The organism is Fredinandcohnia onubensis, assembly GCF_002734215.1.
GTDB classification, from domain to species: domain Bacteria; phylum Bacillota; class Bacilli; order Bacillales; family Bacillaceae_L; genus Ferdinandcohnia; species Ferdinandcohnia onubensis.
Map to the genome: position 1 here is coordinate 1 of NZ_NSEB01000001.1, position 20,366 is coordinate 20,366.

Below are 20,366 nucleotides of genomic sequence, written 5' to 3' on the forward strand. Positions count from 1 at the left end.
ACTGCACCCATGCCGGGCGCACACAAAAAACCGAATGGATCAAACGTCCATTCGGTCTTTCATTTGCTGTAATATTTTTTTCTCTAGCCGCGATACTTGAACTTGGGATATGCCAAGCCTAGTTGCGACTTCGGATTGGGTTTGATCCTTGTAATAGCGAAGGAAAACGATTAGTCTCTCACGCTCGTCTAACTCGCGAATTGCTTCTTTTAAAGCAATCTTATCAAACCATTTTGTTTCATTATTATCCGCTATTTGATCAAGTAATGTAATCGGATCACCATCATTTTCATATACAGTTTCATGAATCGATGAAGGTGCTCGACTTGCCTCTTGTGCTAAAACAACATCCTCCGGAGTAATTTCCAAGTACTCGGCTATCTCTGCAATCGTAGGAACCCTACCAAACTGCTTTGACAATTCATCCTTGGCTTTTCGGATCTTATTTCCGGTCTCCTTTAATGAACGACTCACCTTTACCGTTCCATCATCTCGTATAAAACGTTGGATTTCACCGATAATCATTGGTACAGCGTAGGTTGAAAATTTCACGTCATATGATAAATCAAATTTATCAACTGACTTCAAAAGTCCAATGCAGCCTATTTGAAACAAATCATCTGGTTCATAGCCTCGATTTAAAAACCTTTGTACAACAGACCAAACTAACCTCATATTCTTCTGGACGATTAAATCACGCGCTTCCTGTCGTCCTTCTTGACTGAGTTTGATTAAATTCTTAACTTCATTATCTTTTAAATACGTTTCACTTTTGGTGTTCTTGACCTCCACATCCATTGGCAAGTCTCCTTAATTGCATAACGCTTTACTCTTTGATAAATGCTTTGTTAGCCGTAATGTTGTACCTCTAGCTGAACCTGTTTCCACATCAAACTCATCCATGAAATTTTCCATGATTGTAAAGCCCATACCCGAGCGTTCAAGTTCCGGCTTTGTTGTAAACAATGGCTGCCTTGCTTCCTCAAGATCATTAATTCCAATTCCTTCATCTCTTATGGTGATATACACAGTACTGTCTTCAATTTTGCATGAAATATAAACAATTCCACTTGGGTCACTTTCATATCCATGAATAATTGAGTTTGTTACGGCCTCAGACACAACTGTCTTAATTTCTGTGAGTTCGTCTAAGGTTGGATCGAGTTGTGTAATAAATGCTGCTACTGCAACACGAGCAAATGATTCGTTTTGGCTTAGTGCAGAAAACTGAAGGTGCATTTCGTTTTTCATTACGCCACCCCCAATGACTGAAGCGCAAACGACTCACTACGCTCTAATCGAATGATTTTGAAAAGTCCCGACATTTCAAATAAACGTTCAACCTGCGGAGAAATTGAACAAACAACCATTTCTCCACCTAAATTTTTGATTTGTTTGTATCTTCCTAAAATAACACCTAATCCTGAGCTATCCATAAAAGTAAGCTTTTCAAGATTCAATAAGATGTGATTAATTTGATTACTTTCAATCGTATCTGTTACCTTTAACCTTAATTCTTCAGCTGTATGATGGTCTAGCTCACCTGTAAGCCGAATACATAACACATTGTGTTTTACCTCAAGTTCAATACCAAGACTCACTTTACAATGCCTCCTTAAAATCGTATAGTGAGTCTTTTCGCTATTTACATGGTAGAATCCTTCTTGATGACAAAACTAGTGTTCATTCGGCAAAAAAAGTAGGTATTAATAAAAAAGTATTCCTTATGGAGTTTTATTAAAAGATCCCATCGTACGCTTAAATAATTTCCACCAACTAGCAGCATCAATATCCTTGTCAGCAACTAGCGGGCTTTCACTTAGTACTTTTCCATCTTTTTTAATAACCAGTTTTCCTATTTCGTCACCTTTTTTAATCGGCGCATTCAGCTTGTCAGCTACAACCACTTCTTTTTGTACATCATCAACTTTTTCACCTTTTTTCGTTAAAAGGGAAATTGGTTCTGATGTCACAAGCTTTATCCTCTTTTCACTACCCTTACTTACCTTTGCTTCAGCAACTTCCTGATTGCGTTCATATAAAGGGTGTGTCTTGTACTGACTAAAGCCAAAGTCAAGCATTTTTGTTACTTGAGCATTACGATCCTTTGGTGTTGGAGCTCCAAAGATAACAGAGATAAGACGCATATTTTCCTTTTCAGCAGTAGCTGTTAAGCAATATTTTGCCTCTGTTGTAAAACCCGTTTTCAAGCCATCTACACCTGGATAAAATCGGACAAGGCGATTGGTATTAACAAGCCAAAATTTATTTTCAGTGTTTTGACGTAAATAATCCTCGTATTGACCCGTAAATTTGGTAATATCCTCGTATTTTAATAATTCCTTTGCCATGATTGCCATGTCGTGGGCAGAGCTATAATGATTTTCCGCAGGAAGGCCAGTTGGATTTTGAAATAATGTATTTTTAAGGCCTAATTCCTCCACCTTATGGTTCATCATCTCAACGAAAGCTTCTTCAGAACCTGCTATCTTTTCTGCCATGGCAACTGATGCATCATTTCCCGAACCGATTGCAATCCCTTTTAACATTTCTTCAACCGTCATTTCTTCACCTGGCTCAAGGAAGATTTGTGATCCCCCCATAGATGCGGCGTGTTCACTTGTTCTAACTTTCTCAGAATAGGTGATACTACCTTTATCAAGTGCTTCCATGATTAACAGCATAGTCATGATTTTTGTCATGCTTGCAGGGGAAAGCTTTTCGTCACTATTTTTCTCGTAAAGAATCTTCCCTGTATCACGTTCAATAAGAATTGCAGATTTTGCATTATTCGCTAAATCAACAGATGATTCCTGTGCGGAAGCGAAAGGGCTAAAAGTAAAAATTATCAGTGTTGAAATTAACAGACTAAAAAATACGCGTTTCATCTCCAAACCCTCCATTCTTTATACCTTCCCATTTTTTCCAAGAAATTAAAAAATATACAAAAAATAAAAAAACCGAGGATTTTTATCCTCGGCATGCATGTAAATTCATGAAATTTTATCAATGATTAATGTTGGTGCTGTTACTGGATTTTGTGAGATCAAGATACTTTCCGAGAGTTTCTTTTTAATCTCAGCAATATCTTCAAAATTACTATGAATGGTTACCAAGCTTTCGCCTTTTGAAACTTTGTCGCCAATTTTCTTTCGGAGTACAAGCCCAACAGCCAAATCGATCGATGATTCCTTCGTTGCTCTTCCCGCACCTAAAAGCATCGCCGCTGTCCCGATAGAATCAGCAATAATCTCTGAAACATATCCTTCTGATTCAGCTTCGAATTCAAATTGGTATTTTGCTTTTGGAAGTTTATCCGGTGAATCTACGACAGATGGATCTCCACCTTGTGAAGATAAAAAAGTTTTAAAGGATTCAAGTGCTTTCCCATTTTTAATGGATTCCTCAAGTAAGCCTCTAGCTTCTTCAAGAGAGTTCGCTTTTTTTGCTAGTAACACCATCTGGCTTCCTAAAACGAGGCAAAGCTCTTGTAAATCATCAGGTCCTTCCCCTTTTAGCGTATCAATCGCCTCTTTAACCTCAAGTGCATTACCAATCGCAAACCCAAGCGGTTGACTCATATCTGAAATAATCGCCATCGTATTCCGGCCAACATTATTCCCGATATCAACCATTGTTTTTGCTAATTCCTTTGCATCATCCAAATCCTTCATAAAGGCTCCTGCCCCTGTTTTAACATCTAAAACTATAGCATCTGCTCCCGCTGCAATTTTCTTACTCATGATTGAGCTGGCAATCAATGGAATGCTGTTTACAGTGGCTGTAACATCCCTTAACGCATATAACTTTTTATCTGCAGGTGTTAAATTTCCACTTTGCCCGATAACAGCTACCTTATTTTGATTGACAAGACGAATAAATTCATCATTATTAATTTCTACATGAAAGCCTGAAACTGATTCTAGTTTATCGATCGTTCCACCAGTATGTCCTAGCCCTCTTCCTGACATTTTTGCAACTGGTACCCCCACTGACGCAACGAGTGGAGCAAGCACCAACGTGGTCGTATCACCTACACCACCCGTGCTATGCTTGTCAACTTTGATCCCTTCAATTCCTGAAAGGTCTATCGTATCACCAGACTGAACCATTGCCATGGTAAAATCAGCTTGTTCCTGCTTTGTCATTCCCTTAAAAAATACAGCCATCGTAAAAGCACTCATTTGATAATCAGGAATTTCACCATTTGTATATCCGGCAACCACAAATGAAATTTCTTCTGATGTTAATTCCTTACCATCACGTTTTTTTTCGATTAAATCCACCATTCTCATTGTTTTCACCTTTTTCTATTCTCTTCTTTAGTAACTAACCTAGATTTTTTTAACAATCTGTTTAACAAGTGATAAAAAGTCAGTTTTTACTTTTTCCGTTGTTTCAATTACTTCATCATGGGTTAGGGGCTGATCTAAAATGCCTGCTGCCATATTTGAAATACAGGAAATCCCTAGTACCTTTAAATTTGCGTGGCGTGCAACAATCACCTCAGGAACTGTTGACATCCCAACCGCATCGCCTCCAAGCGTACGCAACATTTTAATCTCTGCAGGCGTTTCATAAGATGGTCCCGTCATCCCAACATAGACGCCTTCCTTGATTGAGATATTCAATTCATTCGCCACTTCTTTGGCAATTGTTCTGAGTTCCTTTGTATATGCTTCTGACATATCCGGAAATCTTGCTCCAAATCTTGAATCGTTTGGTCCAATTAATGGGTTTTGACCGAAATTCAAATGATCTGAGATAATCATTAAATCTCCTGGTTGAAACGATTCATTCACTCCACCCGCAGCATTCGTAACAACTAGAGTTGTGACACCTAGCTCTTTCATAACGCGAACAGGGAATGTGACTTTATCTAGACTATAGCCTTCGTAAAAGTGAAAACGTCCTTGCATGGCAACAACTGATTTTCCTTGTAATGTACCAAATACGAGTTGACCGGCATGACCCTCAACAGTAGACACTGGAAACTCTGGAATTTGGTCATATGGCACTTTTATTGGATTTTCAATTTCTTCCGCCAAAACACCAAGTCCTGAACCTAGTATCAACCCAATTTCAGGTGTAGTAGGGCTTTTCTCTTTTAAAAATTGTACTGATTTATCAATAAAAACATTCTTATCCATTCTTAGTTTCCTCCATTAATTTCTGCTAGAAAGCTTTTTCCGTGTTTAGGTGGTGTTACATTAAAATTATCCGCTACTGTTGCACCAACATCCGCAAACGTTGAACGTAATGGTAATTCCTCTCCGCCATCCATTTTTTTGTTGTACACCAATAAAGGTACATATTCTCGTGTATGATCTGTTCCAGGATGAACCGGGTCGTTTCCATGGTCTGCTGTGATAATCAATAAATCATCATCCGAAAGTTTTTCAAATACTTCAGGTAAACGAGCGTCATACTCCTCCAAGGCTTTTCCATAGCCTATAGGATCCCTGCGATGTCCAAACAATGCATCAAAATCAACCAAATTTAAAAAGCTTAAGCCTGTAAAATCCATATCAAGTGTTTCGACTAATTTATCCATTCCATCCATATTTGACTTTGTTCGCAGTGATTGAGTAACTCCTTCACCATCATAAATATCTGATATTTTTCCGATTGCAATCACATCTAGCCCACTATCACTTAACTCATTCATTACAGTTCGTTCAAATGGCTTTAAGGCATAATCATGACGGTTTGATGTTCTCGTGAAATTACCAGGTTCCCCAACGAATGGACGAGCAATAATACGTCCCACCATATATTTTTCATCTAGGGTTAATTCACGTGCAATTTCACAAATTTTATAAAGCTCATCTATAGGTACAATTTCCTCATGTGCTGCAATTTGTAAAACTGAATCTGCGGAAGTATAGATAATTAATTTTCCTGTCTTCATATGTTCTTCACCAAGCTCATCAAGAATTTCGGTACCTGATGCTGGTTTATTCCCTAAAATTCCTCTTCCAGTACGTTTTTCAATTTCATCTAATAATTCTTTCGGAAACCCATCAGGGAAAACCTTAAATGGTGTTTCGATATGTAGACCCATGATTTCCCAATGTCCAGTCATAGTATCTTTTCCATTTGATGCCTCTTGCATTTTCGTATAGTAAGCAAGTGGCTCGTCTTGTACAGGTATTCCCTTTATTTCTCTGATATTACTTAGGCCAAGCTTCGCCATGTTCGGCATATGTAAACCATCCATTTTTTCCGCAATATGTCCAAATGTATCTGAACCTTCATCACCAAATTTTTTTGCATCCGGCGCTTCTCCAATTCCAACAGAGTCCATGACAATTAGAAAAATTCGCTTATATGTATAACCAGACATGTAAATCCCTCCCAAATATATTCTATACTTATGCTGTATTTTTCCCTTCTAGCTTCAAGTTACTCATTATTTCATACATATACACTCGTCAGAAGTCTGACATCTCAAAGTATACGTGTGAGAGTATGTATTTTCAAGTAGATTATGAGTGTAATAGTCAAATTAATAACATTATTTTAACAAAAAAAGCTAGACGATTTGTCTAGCAATCTACTAAGCACGTGGATGATACGTTTTATACACATCTTTAAGACGCGTTTTTGTAACATGTGTATATATTTGCGTGGTTGAAATATCTGCATGTCCGAGCATTTCTTGCACAGCTCGTAGATCTGCTCCATTTTCCAAAAGATGAGTCGCAAATGAGTGACGAAGGGTATGTGGTGTAAGTTCTTTTTCAATTTGAGCCTCTTTAGTAATTTTCTTTAAATTTTTCCAGAAGCCTTGTCTTGTCAAGCGATTACCATGATGATTTACAAAAAAAGCGTCGGTTTTTTTTCGTTTCACTAGTTGAGCGCGACCATTATCTAAATATGCTTGTAATGCCTTTGTTGCAACACTTCCAAGTGGGACAATTCGCTCCTTATTCCCTTTTCCAAGACATCTAATGAAACCCATTGATAAGTGGATATCGGCTAGATTTAAGTTTATGAGTTCACTAACCCGAAGGCCTGTTGCGTATAAGAGCTCGAGCATCGCCTTATCACGGATACCAAGTGGGTTGTCCAATTTAGGTGCATCCAACAATGCCTCTACTTCAGAAATATTTAATACCTTTGGCAATTTGCGTTCTGCTTGTGGCGTTTCAATCTGTTCAGTCGGATCATGGTCGGTTATTTTATCACGAAACAAAAACTTATGAAATGACCGTATCGACGCAATATGTCTAGCCAATGTTCTTGATGAATTCCCTTGTTCCTTTAAATGCTTCAAAAAATGAATAACGTGTAGACGGTTTACATCATTAAAGGCAGTAATATTTTCAACCTTGGTTACATATTGATAGTACTTTTTTAAATCTCGCTCATAGGATTTTACTGTATTTGTTGCAAGTCTTCTTTCGACAACTAAATAATGCAAATAATCCTTTAGTTGATCTTCCACTGGTCTCTACTCCCCATTTCGGTAAAAAAACACTAATCTGTCTATTAGGCCTTCCTCTTTTTCTTCAATCATTGAGGTTGCCTTCACTGAGGAACCTTCTGGCTCATCATATTTGTGATAATTTTGATATTCCTCATTAATCCATATAATACCATAATAAAAAAGAATTGTGCATCCAGTAAACAATACAAAAACCTTTAACGTATCATATACAACACGAAACCATTGTCTCATCTAGTAATCCTCCAATCAAATACGCCTTGGCGTATTTGCACCCAGATTTTATCGAGCTTGCTCGATAAACTTCCTTTGAAAATCTGAGGCATCCGCCGGAGGCTTTAACTTTGTTCAGGCGAATTTAAATCCCGCCTGAATAAAGTTAATACATTTGTCTATTAGAAGATATGCCAATTTTACCTGGTTTTATACACGCTTATCCCATTTTTTCTAATTTCTTTTACATCCTAGTAAGTTATGAAAATAAAAAAACCCCTCTCCTCTAAAGGAAAAGGGTGCTTTATTCGAGATTATCAGTTTCTTCTTTCGTTTCTTTATCATGACAACGATGACAAATTCCATGGAAAGTTAAACGATGGTCCTTAATGATGAAGTTCCAGTTCTTTTCAACAATTTCTTCAACGTTCTCTAGTAAATCCTCTTGAATTTCGTCAACAGCACCACATTCGATACATACGAGGTGATGATGGAAATGTGCTGCTCCTTCTTGGCGAAGGTCGTATCTAGATACACCATCTCCGAAATTTATTTTATCAACGATTTTTAATTCGGTAAGTAATTCGAGTGTGCGATAAACAGTTGCTAAGCCGATTTCTGGCGACTTTTCTTTTACAAGGAGGTAGACGTCTTCGGCACTTAAATGATCTTCTTCATGTTCAAGCAGTACCCGAACGGTCGCCTCACGCTGTGGTGTAAGCTTATAGCTAGACGAATGCAACTGTTTCTTAATTCGATCAATCCGATTTTCCATGTAAAACTGCCCCTCCCTCGCCGTTACTTCATTATTATACCAGAAGAAGGGTCACTGTCCAAATAAAATAATTACAAATAACAAAGAATAATTATTTTCATTTAATAATTGTTATTATTTATTAATTACATCTATTACCTCTTTCATAAGTACCGGTGAAGCAAATGCCTCAACTGCTGATGCAATTAGAATGACAAAACTGACGGCGACCATCAAGATTGAATATCGTGTAAGTAATTGTAAAATCGGTTCGTTCATTCGTTTCATAAATTGCTGGCGAATCATCTTTAATGAGAATGAGACGGCAATTGTTCCTACTATAATAAATGTTGGGATGATTAATAAGTTTTGTGGTAGTACGGCAACAAATGATAAGAGAAATCCGCTCCAATCCATTTGATTGACGAGAAAGCCTACTGTAAACCCAACGACTACCCCTTTTAAGAATAAAAGAATAAGGATAATTGGTAGCCCGATGATGGAGATTCCCAGTATCCACATAAGTCCCACATATTTCAGATTATGAAGGAAGCTTTGTTTGAACATATCACCTGAATTGGCATAGGTTCCTTCAGATACTTCTCCAAAAAATCGGCTTAAGTAGAAAAAGAGATCTTCTTTTTGACTGAAATTTAGGCTATTTACAACGATTGCTCCAAAGATGACACCCATTAGGAATAGTACAGAAATAAATAAATATATGGATGAATGTTCCCGAAAATGGCTAGCTACAATTTTTTTATAGGGCTGTTGCTTTCTCATCTATCGTTCCTCCTATCAATCTTCTACTAGATTCTATGAGGAAAAATAGACTTCTATGACAACTTGCCAAAAGTATTTCTAGTAAATCGAAAATTTATTATTGAATAATCAGCACGTAAAAAGGAATGTGTATGCTTAGTATAGATTGCTAGAATAAAGTATCTTCAAGTTCAAGAAAGGTAGAATGATTTCAAAAGAGAAAAAATGTAAAAATTATCCACATGCGTATCGTTTTTAAGTTAAAAAGCGATAAATGCATTCGTAAAAAGGGAATGCGTATGCTTTTATATTGATTGGCAGCATGAAGTCATTTACAATATCCATAAAAAGGGAATAGTAATTTCAAAAGAGATTAAATATGTAAAAATTATCCACTTGTGTATTGTTTTTAAGTAAAAACGCGATAAAAGCATTCGTAAAAAGGGAATGCGTATGCTTTTCTATAGATTCGCAGTATGAAGTCATACGTAATATCCAAAAAACGGTAAAAGTGATTTCAAAAGAGACAAAGAATGTAAAAACTATCCATTTGCGTATTGATTTTAATTAGAATGGCGATAAATGCATTCGTAAAAAAGGAATGCGTATGCTTTTCTATAGATTCGCAGTATGAAGTCATTCGTAATATCCATAAAAATGTAAAACAGACGACTATTACGTTCCTTGAGAATACAAAAACCCTTATTCGCACGACGACAACAGCTATCGTCAAGTTGCTAATAAGGGTACTAATTATATAACCATTTTGTGACTGTATTAAATACTATACAGTAAAAACGTTTCTACAAAATAACCGATAGACTCCTTTTTAGGAGTCAACTTTTCCATATTTCCCGCCTCCGCCTGATTTTAGACGAAGTTTTCCTTCTCTAGCTTGAATGATAATATCGACAATCGGACCTTTGACGACACGTCTAAGTTCTTCTTCGGGAACCTCGTGAAGGATCGCCATCTCTGTTTTAAAATAATCTCTAAGTTTTTGTAAGGTTTTCGGTCCTAACCCAGGAATAAATTCGAGCGGAACCTGGTGTACATATGGAGGTCGATTTGGATTTGAATCATCTGTGTTTTTTAACTCCTGAAGCCTGTCAAACACTCCTTTGACAAATCCTTTATGACCACAGTTAGGACAAACCTCGGCTGTTACATCCTCGATTATGGTTAAACATTTATCACATGTTGTTTTATGATATTTCCCTAATAAAGGATCTAACCCATAATTCGCCACAACTTCCCTTCCATCTTGTTGATGGAGTGCAAGCCTTAGTTCTTCAAAAGTAGGCTCCTTCATTTTCATAATCTGATATTCTCTAGCAATCTTCGGTAACGAATGAGCATCTGAATTAGAAACAAAAGTGAATTGATGCAATTCTTGTATTTGGTCAGCCATATCCGTATTCGAGCTCAATCCAAGTTCGATTCCATCAATTAAATTCTCATCAAATACTTCAGTTAACGATTGTTTCACTCCTCGACCATACATACTTTTATAGGGGGTGAATACATGTGCAGGAATAAAAATTCCAGTTAACTCCTTAACCTTACTTTGCAGTTCTCTAGCTCCTACGTATATTCTTTGCGAGCTTAAGGTTATGTTTTTCATTCGTTGGGATAGCCAAATCGAAAATTCTTTCATCTTTTCAATCGTTGGCATAAATGCGAGAACATGGATGGGTCCTTTACAGTTCTCATCATAGATTTCAAGCTCACTTCCCAAAATGAGGGTAACATTCTTAAAGCGCAGTCCGCCTTCCTCATAGGGATAAACTTCTCCACTATCGATTAAAGTTTCAAGCTCCCCAATGACCTCTGGAACATGGCAATCAATTACTCCTATCATGTCCATTCCTTTGATTTCGGTGGATTCATGAAGGATATTTCCAATTGTAAGTGATTTAGCACCCGTGATTTTTACGGGTCTACCCGAATTCGTTCTCCCAATATGGATATGGAGATCTACATAATAATTGTTCATCTTTAGCTTATTCCCCTATTGCTTGCTGCAATTGGAGGTACTGTACTGCATAAGCTGTTTTAGCATCGTAGATTTTCTTCTCTTTTAAAAGCTCAAGTGCTTCATCCAATGATACCTCAAGGAGGTCGACAAATTCATCTTCATCCAAGCTTGCTGGATTTTCAATTTTCTTTAAGTCCTTTGCAATAAAAAGATGAACCAATTCATCTGCAAACCCCGGTGAAGTATAGAAAGAAATCAGAGGTGTCAATGTTTCACAATCATAACCTGTTTCTTCTTCTAATTCTCTTTTTGCAGTAACTTCAGGTGCTTCACCTTTTTCAAGCTTTCCAGCAGGAATTTCTACAATTACCTTATCAAGTGCTTTTCGATACTGCTGTACCATCACAATTTTGTTTTCATCCGTTAATGCAAGAATCGCTACAGCACCTGAATGTTTGATTAGCTCTCTTCTACTTGTATGTCCATTAGGCAACTCTACCTCTTCTATATGTAAATCAATAACCTTCCCTTCAAAAAGCACTTCCCTCTTTATTGTCTTTTCTAGTAAGTGATCCATTTCGCCAGCTCCTTGTTCTACTAAATCATACTACTTCATACATTTTAGCATAGTTCTTTTCTTATTATAAAAGTTCATAGGGGGTTGCTATGAAAATTGTGATTGGTGAAAATCGGGTAGTTCTAGTAGGAAAGGCTTGGGAAATTCGTGCAAAACTTAAGGAATATAGCCGTTCCTACCGAACAGTTCAGGATTGGATTGATCAAAGAAAAGAAAATCAAGAGAAAAAATGATCCCACTATACGTCCCCTTCATATCATTTGTGGTTCTGTAATGAAAAGGATAAGATATGACTAGATGCTAGAAGGAAACTAAATTTTGGAGGGGACAGTATGGAAAAAAGAAGAATTGGCGCTTCCGATTTATATGTGAGTAAAATCGGTCTAGGCTGTATGTCTGTTGGAACAGAAGAAAAAAAGGCATTACATATGATTGATTCCGCCTTAGATATGGGAATCAACTATTTGGATACCGCTGATTTATACGATCAAGGGCTAAATGAGGAATTTGTTGGAAAAGCCATAAAACAGAAAAGACAAGATATCATACTTGCCACTAAAGTAGGAAACCGATTTGAGCAGGGAAAAAACGGATGGTCCTGGGACCCTTCAAAAAAATACATAAAATCGGCTGTAAAGGATAGCTTGCGACGCTTGCAAACAGATTATATCGACCTCTACCAGCTCCATGGGGGAACAATAGAAGATCCTATTGACGAGACCATTGAAGCGTTCGAAGAATTAACACAAGAAGGTGTCATACGTTATTATGGAATCTCTTCAATTCGTCCAAATGTGATACGAGAATTTGTAACGAAATCATCCATCGTAAGTGTAATGATGCAATATAGTATTCTTGACCGTCGGCCAGAAGAGCAAATACTTTCCTATCTAAATGATCATCAAATTAGTGTAGTAGCTCGTGGTCCAGTAGCTAAAGGGTTACTCACTAATCGTCCAATGGAGAATGCGAGTCAAAGTATGAAACAAAATGGATATCTTGATTATGCTTTTGAAGAGCTTGAAACTGTCATTTCAGGATTAAAGTCAGACGTGGCGGGAGATCGTTCTTTAACAGAAGTTGCATTGCAATATTGCTTGTTTAACGATACTGTTGCTTCAGTTGTGACAGGTGCGAGCTCTCTTGAACAAATCAAAAATAATGTCTCAGCAGCAAATTCAACACCTCTTACAGATGAACAGGTTCAGATAATTAGAGACCTTACAAAGGCATCCATTTACGAACAACATAGATAAATGTATACCCCCACAGGACTGTGGGGGTATTATTATTTAAAATCTGACCATTTAAGGCTACTTTCTTCCAATAGTTCCTCAAATGATTTATTCTTTTCTCGCTGTCTGCGCTCTTCTCTTTGTCTTTCAAGCGCCTCTTCTTGTTTCTTTTGCTCTTGTTCCTTTAACTGCTGTTGTGTATTTTTTAACTTAGAAACAATATCTTCATTGAGTAGATCCCCAAGACTTAACTTTTCATCTTTCTGCTTCTTAACAGATGGCTTTTGTTTCTTTTTAGCCATAATAATTCCCTCCATACGTCAACCATTTCTCAATTATTATATCATAAAAAGGCGAATAACCGCTTGATGGTTATTCGCCATATGTCTACACTAGTACGCGTTAAGGATAACATTATCACTAACAAGAAGTTCAGGCTCTGTAGAAGACTTTATATCTTCAACAGAAAATCCTTTAGCTACCTCTACTAATTTTAATCCATTTTCAGTTACATCGAGTACGGCACGATCTGTAATAATCCGATTTACAACTCCTTTACCAGTTAAAGGAAGTGTACATGTTTTGAGGATTTTCGCTTCACCTTTTTTATTCACATGGTCCATGATAACAATGATTTTTTGAGCCCCATGAACGAGATCCATCGCACCGCCCATTCCCTTAATCATTTTTCCCGGGATCATCCAATTTGCGAGGTCCCCTGTCTCTGAAACCTCCATTCCGCCGAGAATGGCAATATTAATATGTCCCCCGCGAATCATCGCAAATGATTCAGCACTGTCAAAGTAAGCTGCACCAGGAATAGCGGTGACGGTTTCTTTTCCGGCATTAATTAAATCAGGGTCTACATTTTCTTCGGTTGGATATGGACCAATTCCGAGTAACCCATTCTCTGACTGGAGAACGACCTGTTTATTTGAAGAAATATAGTTTGCAACAAGAGTTGGCATGCCGATTCCAAGATTTACATAAAAGCCATTTTCAATTTCCTTTTCAGCCCTCTTCGCAATCTTTTCTCGAGTATTTGTCATCGCCTTCTCCCCCCTTATTTAGATAATGTCAATCGTTCAATTCGCTTCTTTTGTTCACCAACAATGAGTCCTTGGACATAGATACTTGGTGTATGAATCCTATTTGGGTTAAGCTCACCAATCTCATAGAGCTCTTCAACCTCAGCGATTGTAACCTTACCTGCAGCGGCCATCATTGGGTTAAAATTTCGAGCTGTCTTGTTATAGATCAAATTCCCCATTTTATCTGCCTTTTCTGCACGGACTAGGCTGAAGTCAGCTATGAACGCCTCTTCTAATACATATTCTTTTCCATTAAATACCCGGGTTTCTTTTCCATCAGCAATAGGTGTTCCTACTCCAGCAGGTGTATAAAATGCAGGAATCCCCGCTCCACCAGCTCGTATTTTTTCAGCCAGTGTTCCCTGTGGGACAAGTTCAACCGCAAGTTCTCCTGATAATGCCTGTCGTTCGAATTCTTTATTTTCACCAACATATGAACCTATCATTTTTGAAATCTGTTTGTTTTGTAAAAGCAATCCAAGACCCCAATCATCAACGCCGCAGTTATTTGAAATTACGGTTAAGTCCTTAACCCCAGACTCGGCCAATGCTAAAATTAAATTTTCTGGGATCCCACATAAGCCAAATCCGCCAACCATAATCGTGGAACCGTCCTTGATTTGCTCTACAGCTTCCTGAAACGAGGAATATATTGGTTTCATTTGTACACCCCACTATTCGATATTTTCAACAATTGTTGCAACACCTTGACCACCGCCAATACATAGGGTTGCTAATCCGTAGCGCTCATTACGACGCTTTAGTTCATGAATAAGGGTGACGAGAATTCTCGCACCACTAGCACCGATTGGATGTCCAAGGGCAATCGCTCCCCCATTTACATTTAAAATATCATGGTTAAAATGAAGTTCGCGGTCAACTGCAATTGACTGAGCAGCAAACGCTTCATTTGCCTCAATTAAATTCATATCACTAACACTTAATCTAGCTTTTTCCATCGCCTTTTTCACCGCAGCAACTGGACCGATCCCCATTATACTTGGGTCAACACCGGCATTTCCGTTTGCTTTAATGGTGACTAATCCTTTAATGCCAAGTTCCATCGCTTTCTTCTTACTCATGATAACGAATGCGGCCGCTCCGTCATTTATCCCTGATGCATTCCCAGCTGTTACAGAACCGTCCTTTTTGAATGCTGGACGTAAGTTCCCTAATTTTTCAACAGTAGTACCTGCTTTAGGGTATTCATCTGTATCAAAGACAATGCTTTCTTTTTTACGTTGTGGAATTTCTACAGGCACAATTTCGTCTTTAAATTTTCCTGCCTCAATTGCCGCAACTGCTCTTTTCTGGCTCCTTGCTGAGAAACGATCCTGTTCTTCTCTTGTAATCTCGTATTTATCGCATAAATTTTCTGCCGTAATTCCCATATGATAATCATTAAACGCGCACCATAACCCATCGGAAATCATGCTATCAATCATTTGTTGGTCGCCCATTTTAAATCCATTTCGTGCTCCCTTTAAAAGATAAGGAGCCTGACTCATATTCTCCATTCCACCAGCCACAATCACATCCGCATCACCCGCTATGATTGCCTGTGTCGCTAAGTGCACAGCTTTTAATCCAGAACCACAAACCTTGTTAATTGTCATGGCCGGTGTTTCCTGTAGTAATCCAGCTTTTATAGCAGCCTGCCTTGCAGGATTTTGTCCTACTCCAGCCTGCAGAACATTCCCCATAATGACTTCATCTACAAGCTTTGAATCCACACCTGCCTTTTCCAATGCTCCTTTAATCACGACAGCACCTAGGTCTGGGGCTGAAACAGATTGTAAACTCCCTCCAAAACTACCAATCGCCGTTCTGACAGCGCTTACAATCACAACTTCATTATTCATTTCAACATCTCCCTTTACTGTTACGTTTTATGTATTCATTACCATATATATTTCTTGATTTTTTTCGAAATACCTCTTATTTTGTCTAATTTCCTATAATTCTTGCTTTTCACGAAGTGCCTCTAATAGAATAAGAGTAAGAATAAGGCATTTTGCTGGAGGGTTGTATATGCAATTACCTGAGCAAGTCACAATTATTGAAGTAGGACCAAGAGATGGGCTGCAAAACGAAAAAAGCTTAATACCCACCGAAGTAAAAATTGATTTTATTCATAAACTAAAACTTGCTGGCCTGCAAGAAATGGAACTTACCTCATTTGTCTCACCAAAATGGGTTCCACAAATGAAGGATGCAAAAGAAATTATTACATCATGCTTAGACAGTACTCGAAATATTGTGCTCGCGCCAAATCGCAAAGGTATTGAAAGACTATACGATACAAAGTGTAAAGCAGTTGCTGTTTTTGTTGGTGTTAGCGAAAGCTTCAATAAGAAAAATATCAATAAAACAACATCTGAGAGTATGGAGGAGCTAAAGCCTCTGATTCGGGAATTAAAATCAAAGGGTTATTTTGTTCGTGCCTGTATATCGACCGCCTTTTATTGTCCGTATGAGGGAAAGGTGGATGAAGAAGCCGTTTTAAAGCTATGCTCTACCTTTGTCCAATATGGGGTTGATGAATTAAGTGTTGCTGACACGATAGGAAAAGCAACTCCAAAAGAAGTTTTTTCTCTTTTTTCAAAGCTAAAAAAAGAGATATCAAATACACTTTTAACTGCTCATTTCCATGATACCCGCGGGATGGCACTTGCAAATGTGTTAGCTGCTCTCCAAGCCGGAGTGAACCGTTTTGACACATCAGCAGGTGGATTAGGTGGATGCCCGTTTGCACCCGGGGCAACTGGTAATGTTGCTACTGAAGATGTTGTGTATATGCTTGAAGAGATGGGGGTACAAACTGGCCTTGAGCTTTCAAAACTTGTGGAGGCTGTTGATGTCATTAAACCCTATCTTACCCGACCTATTGAAAGTAAATATTATAGGTTACAATCTGCTAGCCAGGAATAATTTATTAAAAAACTCCACAACCTATCCATGAATTTTCAGGAATGGAGTGTTTAGGATTGGCAAAACGAGATAAAGGTCGTTCTCAAAAAGGAAAACCGAATGCTGATACGACAAACAATACAATGGCTGCTGAGGAAATGGAAAAAGCCATTCACCCTACAAACCGTCAAAATTCGGAGCAATAGCAAAATCCCCTGGTCTCGTTTACATGCACTGACCAGGGGGTTTTTTTAGATTTTAGGTACTATTTCTGCCTTTACCTTAGATTTCGATCGTACTTCACTTTTTTCTTTACGAGTTTCCGTTGATTTTGAAAATGAAAACAATCGGTAAACAGCAGGAATTAAAAACAATGTAATTAAAGTTGCAAATGAAAGCCCTGAGATTATGACAGTTGCCATTGGAGCCTGATAATTCCCAGAGGCTCCGGATTCAAGGGCAAGTGGCAGCATACCTCCAACTGTTGTCAAGGTCGTCATAAAAATCGGTCGAATCCGATCATTGCCGGCTCCTATTAGTGCTTCTTGAATCGAATTGCCTTCCTTCCGCAGTTGGTTTGTTCTGTCGATGAGCAATATGGCATTATTTAAAACAATACCAATTAGCATAATTATCCCCATTCCCGAGATAAGGTTTAATTCCATTTGTGTTATAAATAATCCTAAAATCACACCAATGATTGTAATCGGAATTACGGACATGACAAGCAACGGATGCCCAAAGTGGTTAAATTGAACGGCCATCACCAAATAAACGAGAAAAATGGAAATCGCAAATACAAAAATCATATCTGTCATTAATTCTTGTTGTTGCTCTAAATCACCACCAGCGGTAAGTGTATACCCAGTAGGCGTTTCGAAACTTTCAATTATTTTTTGAATGTCTCGATTTACAGCACCGAGATCACGGTTCTTAATATCTGCTGATATCGTAACAAGTCTTTCCCCATCTGAATGAATAATCTCATTTGGTGTATGAACACTTCTAAGTTCAATATATGAGGAAAGTGGTTCTTCTCCGCCATTAATAGACATTTTCATATCCAATAAATCCGCTTTTGTAGCAGGTGTTTTTGCCCAACTAAGAGTTAACGGCATTGTTCCATCCTGGTTTTGCAACGTGCCGACCGGCATTTGAATAAAGGATTCTTCAATAAATTGTTTGATTTGTGAAGGAAATAAACCTGCCTTCTCAATTTTTTTTTCTTTTATCACGATAACTTGCTCTTCAGAGGTTCTTTCAATTGAATTTGTAATTGCCGAAACCCCATCTACTTTCTGAAGCTCATCAGTGAAATTGTTTGAAATGGTTTGAAGTTGCTCAAAACTATCACCTTTAATATTTATTTGGACAGGAAACCCTCCACCTCCTGCCATTGCACTTTGAACACCCGAAATCGGATGATCTTCCTGCATATTTCGTAACGCCTCAAGAATATTTTCATTTACTTCCTTTTGCTCAACCGTTATTTGATTGCCCTTTGTCATATTAATAATGGTATATAGCATGGTTCCATTATCCATTACATAATTCGTTTCTACGTCTTCCACTTTCTGTAGTCTCTGATTTATTTCATTAACTACACTTTGTTTTTCCTCCAATGATAAACCTGGTTCTAAGTCTACAGCGAGCTCTGTATAACGATTCAACATATCAGGCATGATTGTCATCGGTATTTTCGTTATAAGAAATAGGGAACCGATTAGCATCAAGAGAAACAGTGTGATTACCGCAAAGCTATTTCTTTTCTTTCTAATCACCCAAGCCACAACGTTACGATAGCCCTTCATCATAATGGAGTCTTTTTTCAGTCTAGAAGGTCTTCTAAGCTTTAAAAATGTTTCTGATAGAGACGGAATCAATGTAAAAGATATCACTACAGAACTAATTAAGGTTATTGCCACTACAACTGACAGCATAATGACAAACTCCCCCATCTCCCCACCGATTAAACCAATTGGCAGGAAAACAACGATAGTTGTCAGCATAGATGCAATAACCGCCGAGGCTACCTCCCTTGTCCCCTCAATAACCGCTTCAAACCTACCAAAGCCAAGTTCCTTTTTCTTATAAATAGCTTCTAGGATTACAATAGAGGAATCCACCATCATCCCTATTCCTAGTCCAAGTCCTAGGAGTGTTAGCATATTAAAGCTATAATCAAACAACCACATCGCTGTAAAGGTTAAAAGAACAGAAGAAGGAATCGATAAACCGATAATAAAGGTTGCCCTAATATTACGTAGGAATAGTAATAAAATGACAATGGCAATGACTCCACCAATCAATATATTATCCTTCACTCCATCTATTGAATCACTGACATAATCCGCTTGGGCCACAACTTCGTTTAATTCAAAATTCTTCACAAGATTTTCGTTTTGAATTTTCTTTACTTCTGCACGTATTGCTTTGGCCATATCGATTTGTGTGACATTGGAAACGCGTCCTATTTGTACAAAAAGGAAATCTTGAGAACCATTTTTCCATACATACGAGTTATTCTCGAGCGACTGAATGGTTATGTTTGCAACATCCTTTAGATGAATAAAACCATTTTGCGTTGGGATTGAAATATTTTCAATATCCCTCACATTTTCCACCTCAGAACTCCATCTTAAGGAAGGTGAGTCCTTGTCATTTTGTAATTCTCCTAAAGTTGCTTCACTGTTGGACTGTTGAACTGCCGCGATTACCTGGTTTACATCAAGATGATGCTCTTGTAATTTTTCACGGTCCATTTTAATTGCGACCTCTTGCTCCTCTATCCCCGTAAGTAAAACGTCTCTCACCTCAGGCAATGCTTCTAATCTTGGTTCTAAAATGTCTTTTGCAAATGCAGACATTTCCTCCATGTTTCCACCCGAAACATCCATAAAAAATTCATAGCTTTGACTTCCGCCATATTGACCCGATGTAACATCGGTAATACCAGGATACTCTGACTTAGTAGATGCAATGGCTGATTCTACCTCTTTATAAATCTCTTCGCCACGCCCTGCTTCAAAGCTTAGATTTAGAGTAGTCCTACCGATATTTGTCGTTGACTGAACACCCTCCACTCCTTCTATTGCTAAGATCCTTTGTTCAATGGGGGTTGTTATGGTTCTTTCCACTTCAATTGCTGCCATTTCACCTGCGTAAATCTCAACAAAGGCTCCATCTAGCTTCACGGGAGGCATTAGCTCTTTGTCTACTTTTAATAGTGAATAGCTGCCCACTACAGTTACTAAAAAAATCATTAGCGTAATCAGAATTTTCCGTTGTACAATAAATTTCAATAGCTTCACAAATCCATCTCCTCTTTCCTTAATAGGTAAAATTTAGTACTTTTGTATAAATTAATCATATCGTCATAAGGAAAATGGCATAACG

At 37.9% G+C, this 20,366-nt stretch carries 22 protein-coding genes; 4 read left to right on the plus strand and 18 right to left on the minus strand.

The features are described 5' to 3' along the window. Positions 1 to 39 precede the first annotated feature (39 nt). The 13 genes from sigF to CKK03_RS00065 all read right to left on the minus strand — a co-directional run bounded on the left by sigF (position 40) and on the right by CKK03_RS00065 (position 11,734). Positions 40 to 798 carry an RNA polymerase sporulation sigma factor SigF gene (gene sigF / locus CKK03_RS00005; RefSeq protein WP_099351763.1) on the minus strand — a complete coding sequence of 253 codons (759 nt, stop codon included), beginning with the start codon at positions 796 to 798 and terminating at the stop codon, positions 40 to 42. 12 nt (positions 799 to 810) lie between these two features. Then, the gene (gene spoIIAB / locus CKK03_RS00010; protein WP_099360594.1) at positions 811 to 1,251 is read right to left on the minus strand and encodes an anti-sigma F factor; all 441 of its coding nucleotides are present in this window, start codon (positions 1,249 to 1,251) and stop codon (positions 811 to 813) included. Next, positions 1,251 to 1,601, minus strand: coding sequence for an anti-sigma F factor antagonist (spoIIAA, locus tag CKK03_RS00015; protein ID WP_099360595.1), 351 nt, complete (start codon positions 1,599 to 1,601; stop codon positions 1,251 to 1,253). Before spoIIAA ends, spoIIAB begins: the two co-directional genes overlap by 1 nt. 123 nt (positions 1,602 to 1,724) lie before the next feature. Then, entirely contained in the window at positions 1,725 to 2,888 is a 1,164-nt protein-coding gene (locus CKK03_RS00020) for a D-alanyl-D-alanine carboxypeptidase family protein (RefSeq protein WP_099360596.1), read from the minus strand. A gap of 105 nt (positions 2,889 to 2,993) precedes the next feature. Next, on the minus strand, positions 2,994 to 4,295 hold the full coding sequence (locus CKK03_RS00025; RefSeq protein WP_099360597.1) for a pyrimidine-nucleoside phosphorylase: 1,302 nt from the start codon (positions 4,293 to 4,295) through the stop codon (positions 2,994 to 2,996). Positions 4,296 to 4,334: 39 nt separating this feature from the next. After that, positions 4,335 to 5,150: a purine-nucleoside phosphorylase gene (locus CKK03_RS00030; RefSeq protein WP_099360598.1), complete on the minus strand. Its 816-nt coding sequence runs from the start codon at positions 5,148 to 5,150 to the stop codon at positions 4,335 to 4,337. 2 nt (positions 5,151 to 5,152) lie between these two features. After that, a complete protein-coding gene (gene deoB / locus CKK03_RS00035; RefSeq protein ID WP_099360599.1) occupies positions 5,153 to 6,346 on the minus strand; it encodes a phosphopentomutase in 1,194 nt (397 codons plus the stop codon). Between the two features lie 213 nt (positions 6,347 to 6,559). Continuing rightward, positions 6,560 to 7,450: a site-specific tyrosine recombinase XerD gene (gene xerD / locus CKK03_RS00040; protein ID WP_099360600.1), complete on the minus strand. Its 891-nt coding sequence runs from the start codon at positions 7,448 to 7,450 to the stop codon at positions 6,560 to 6,562. Positions 7,451 to 7,456: 6 nt separating this feature from the next. Beyond that, on the minus strand, positions 7,457 to 7,684 hold the full coding sequence (locus tag CKK03_RS00045) for a YqzK family protein (RefSeq protein WP_099360601.1): 228 nt from the start codon (positions 7,682 to 7,684) through the stop codon (positions 7,457 to 7,459). Positions 7,685 to 7,967: 283 nt separating this feature from the next. Further along, entirely contained in the window at positions 7,968 to 8,438 is a 471-nt protein-coding gene (gene fur, locus CKK03_RS00050) for a ferric iron uptake transcriptional regulator (RefSeq protein WP_099360602.1), read from the minus strand. A 114-nt stretch (positions 8,439 to 8,552) separates the two neighbouring features. Next, positions 8,553 to 9,200, minus strand: a complete 648-nt coding sequence (gene spoIIM, locus CKK03_RS00055) for a stage II sporulation protein M (protein ID WP_099360603.1) — start codon at positions 9,198 to 9,200, stop codon at positions 8,553 to 8,555. Between the two features lie 808 nt (positions 9,201 to 10,008). After that, a complete protein-coding gene (locus CKK03_RS00060) occupies positions 10,009 to 11,175 on the minus strand; it encodes an endonuclease Q family protein (RefSeq protein WP_099360604.1) in 1,167 nt (388 codons plus the stop codon). 7 nt (positions 11,176 to 11,182) lie between these two features. Beyond that, the gene (locus tag CKK03_RS00065) at positions 11,183 to 11,734 is read right to left on the minus strand and encodes an NUDIX hydrolase (protein ID WP_099360605.1); all 552 of its coding nucleotides are present in this window, start codon (positions 11,732 to 11,734) and stop codon (positions 11,183 to 11,185) included. A gap of 89 nt (positions 11,735 to 11,823) precedes the next feature. On the opposite strand from CKK03_RS00065, the gene mciZ reads away from it, so the two are divergent. Continuing rightward, on the plus strand, positions 11,824 to 11,967 hold the full coding sequence (gene mciZ, locus CKK03_RS00070) for a Z-ring formation inhibitor MciZ (protein ID WP_099360606.1): 144 nt from the start codon (positions 11,824 to 11,826) through the stop codon (positions 11,965 to 11,967). 99 nt (positions 11,968 to 12,066) lie between these two features. Then, a complete protein-coding gene (locus CKK03_RS00075; protein ID WP_099360607.1) occupies positions 12,067 to 12,990 on the plus strand; it encodes an aldo/keto reductase in 924 nt (307 codons plus the stop codon). A 32-nt stretch (positions 12,991 to 13,022) separates the two neighbouring features. Here the strand turns inward: CKK03_RS00075 and CKK03_RS00080 are convergent, their stop codons facing one another. The 4 genes from CKK03_RS00080 to CKK03_RS00095 form a co-directional block, all read right to left on the minus strand. Continuing rightward, entirely contained in the window at positions 13,023 to 13,271 is a 249-nt protein-coding gene (locus CKK03_RS00080) for a YqkE family protein (RefSeq protein WP_099360608.1), read from the minus strand. Between the two features lie 90 nt (positions 13,272 to 13,361). Beyond that, positions 13,362 to 14,018 carry a CoA transferase subunit B gene (locus CKK03_RS00085; RefSeq protein WP_099360609.1) on the minus strand — a complete coding sequence of 219 codons (657 nt, stop codon included), beginning with the start codon at positions 14,016 to 14,018 and terminating at the stop codon, positions 13,362 to 13,364. Positions 14,019 to 14,032: 14 nt separating this feature from the next. After that, positions 14,033 to 14,722, minus strand: coding sequence for a CoA transferase subunit A (locus CKK03_RS00090; protein ID WP_099360610.1), 690 nt, complete (start codon positions 14,720 to 14,722; stop codon positions 14,033 to 14,035). Positions 14,723 to 14,734: 12 nt separating this feature from the next. Further along, positions 14,735 to 15,922, minus strand: a complete 1,188-nt coding sequence (locus tag CKK03_RS00095; RefSeq protein ID WP_099360611.1) for an acetyl-CoA C-acetyltransferase — start codon at positions 15,920 to 15,922, stop codon at positions 14,735 to 14,737. A 169-nt stretch (positions 15,923 to 16,091) separates the two neighbouring features. On the opposite strand from CKK03_RS00095, the gene CKK03_RS00100 reads away from it, so the two are divergent. Together CKK03_RS00100 and CKK03_RS24095 are read left to right on the plus strand one after the other, a co-directional pair. Beyond that, the gene (locus CKK03_RS00100; protein WP_180271101.1) at positions 16,092 to 16,991 is read left to right on the plus strand and encodes a hydroxymethylglutaryl-CoA lyase; all 900 of its coding nucleotides are present in this window, start codon (positions 16,092 to 16,094) and stop codon (positions 16,989 to 16,991) included. A gap of 56 nt (positions 16,992 to 17,047) precedes the next feature. After that, positions 17,048 to 17,176 (plus strand): hypothetical protein, encoded by a 129-nt coding sequence (locus tag CKK03_RS24095; RefSeq protein WP_257215705.1) that lies wholly within the window; start codon positions 17,048 to 17,050, stop codon positions 17,174 to 17,176. A 45-nt stretch (positions 17,177 to 17,221) separates the two neighbouring features. On the opposite strand, the gene CKK03_RS00105 is transcribed toward CKK03_RS24095, so the two are convergent. Further along, a complete protein-coding gene (locus CKK03_RS00105; protein WP_099360613.1) occupies positions 17,222 to 20,281 on the minus strand; it encodes an efflux RND transporter permease subunit in 3,060 nt (1,019 codons plus the stop codon). Positions 20,282 to 20,366: the final 85 nt, after the last annotated feature.

Bases quoted from the DNA above. Each gene is read 5' to 3' on its own strand.
- sigF (WP_099351763.1), bottom strand. From the start codon at position 798: ATGGATGTGGAGGTCAAGAACACCAAAAGTGAAACGTATTTAAAAGAT.
- spoIIAB (WP_099360594.1), bottom strand. From the start codon at position 1,251: ATGAAAAACGAAATGCACCTTCAGTTTTCTGCACTAAGCCAAAACGAA.
- CKK03_RS00020 (WP_099360596.1), bottom strand. From the start codon at position 2,888: ATGAAACGCGTATTTTTTAGTCTGTTAATTTCAACACTGATAATTTTT.
- CKK03_RS00025 (WP_099360597.1), bottom strand. From the start codon at position 4,295: ATGAGAATGGTGGATTTAATCGAAAAAAAACGTGATGGTAAGGAATTA.
- CKK03_RS00030 (WP_099360598.1), bottom strand. From the start codon at position 5,150: ATGGATAAGAATGTTTTTATTGATAAATCAGTACAATTTTTAAAAGAG.
- deoB (WP_099360599.1), bottom strand. From the start codon at position 6,346: ATGTCTGGTTATACATATAAGCGAATTTTTCTAATTGTCATGGACTCT.
- CKK03_RS00045 (WP_099360601.1), bottom strand. From the start codon at position 7,684: ATGAGACAATGGTTTCGTGTTGTATATGATACGTTAAAGGTTTTTGTA.
- fur (WP_099360602.1), bottom strand. From the start codon at position 8,438: ATGGAAAATCGGATTGATCGAATTAAGAAACAGTTGCATTCGTCTAGC.
- spoIIM (WP_099360603.1), bottom strand. From the start codon at position 9,200: ATGAGAAAGCAACAGCCCTATAAAAAAATTGTAGCTAGCCATTTTCGG.
- CKK03_RS00060 (WP_099360604.1), bottom strand. From the start codon at position 11,175: ATGAACAATTATTATGTAGATCTCCATATCCATATTGGGAGAACGAAT.
- CKK03_RS00065 (WP_099360605.1), bottom strand. From the start codon at position 11,734: ATGGATCACTTACTAGAAAAGACAATAAAGAGGGAAGTGCTTTTTGAA.
- mciZ (WP_099360606.1), top strand. From the start codon at position 11,824: ATGAAAATTGTGATTGGTGAAAATCGGGTAGTTCTAGTAGGAAAGGCT.
- CKK03_RS00075 (WP_099360607.1), top strand. From the start codon at position 12,067: ATGGAAAAAAGAAGAATTGGCGCTTCCGATTTATATGTGAGTAAAATC.
- CKK03_RS00080 (WP_099360608.1), bottom strand. From the start codon at position 13,271: ATGGCTAAAAAGAAACAAAAGCCATCTGTTAAGAAGCAGAAAGATGAA.
- CKK03_RS00085 (WP_099360609.1), bottom strand. From the start codon at position 14,018: ATGACAAATACTCGAGAAAAGATTGCGAAGAGGGCTGAAAAGGAAATT.
- CKK03_RS00090 (WP_099360610.1), bottom strand. From the start codon at position 14,722: ATGAAACCAATATATTCCTCGTTTCAGGAAGCTGTAGAGCAAATCAAG.
- CKK03_RS00095 (WP_099360611.1), bottom strand. From the start codon at position 15,922: ATGAATAATGAAGTTGTGATTGTAAGCGCTGTCAGAACGGCGATTGGT.
- CKK03_RS00100 (WP_180271101.1), top strand. From the start codon at position 16,092: ATGCAATTACCTGAGCAAGTCACAATTATTGAAGTAGGACCAAGAGAT.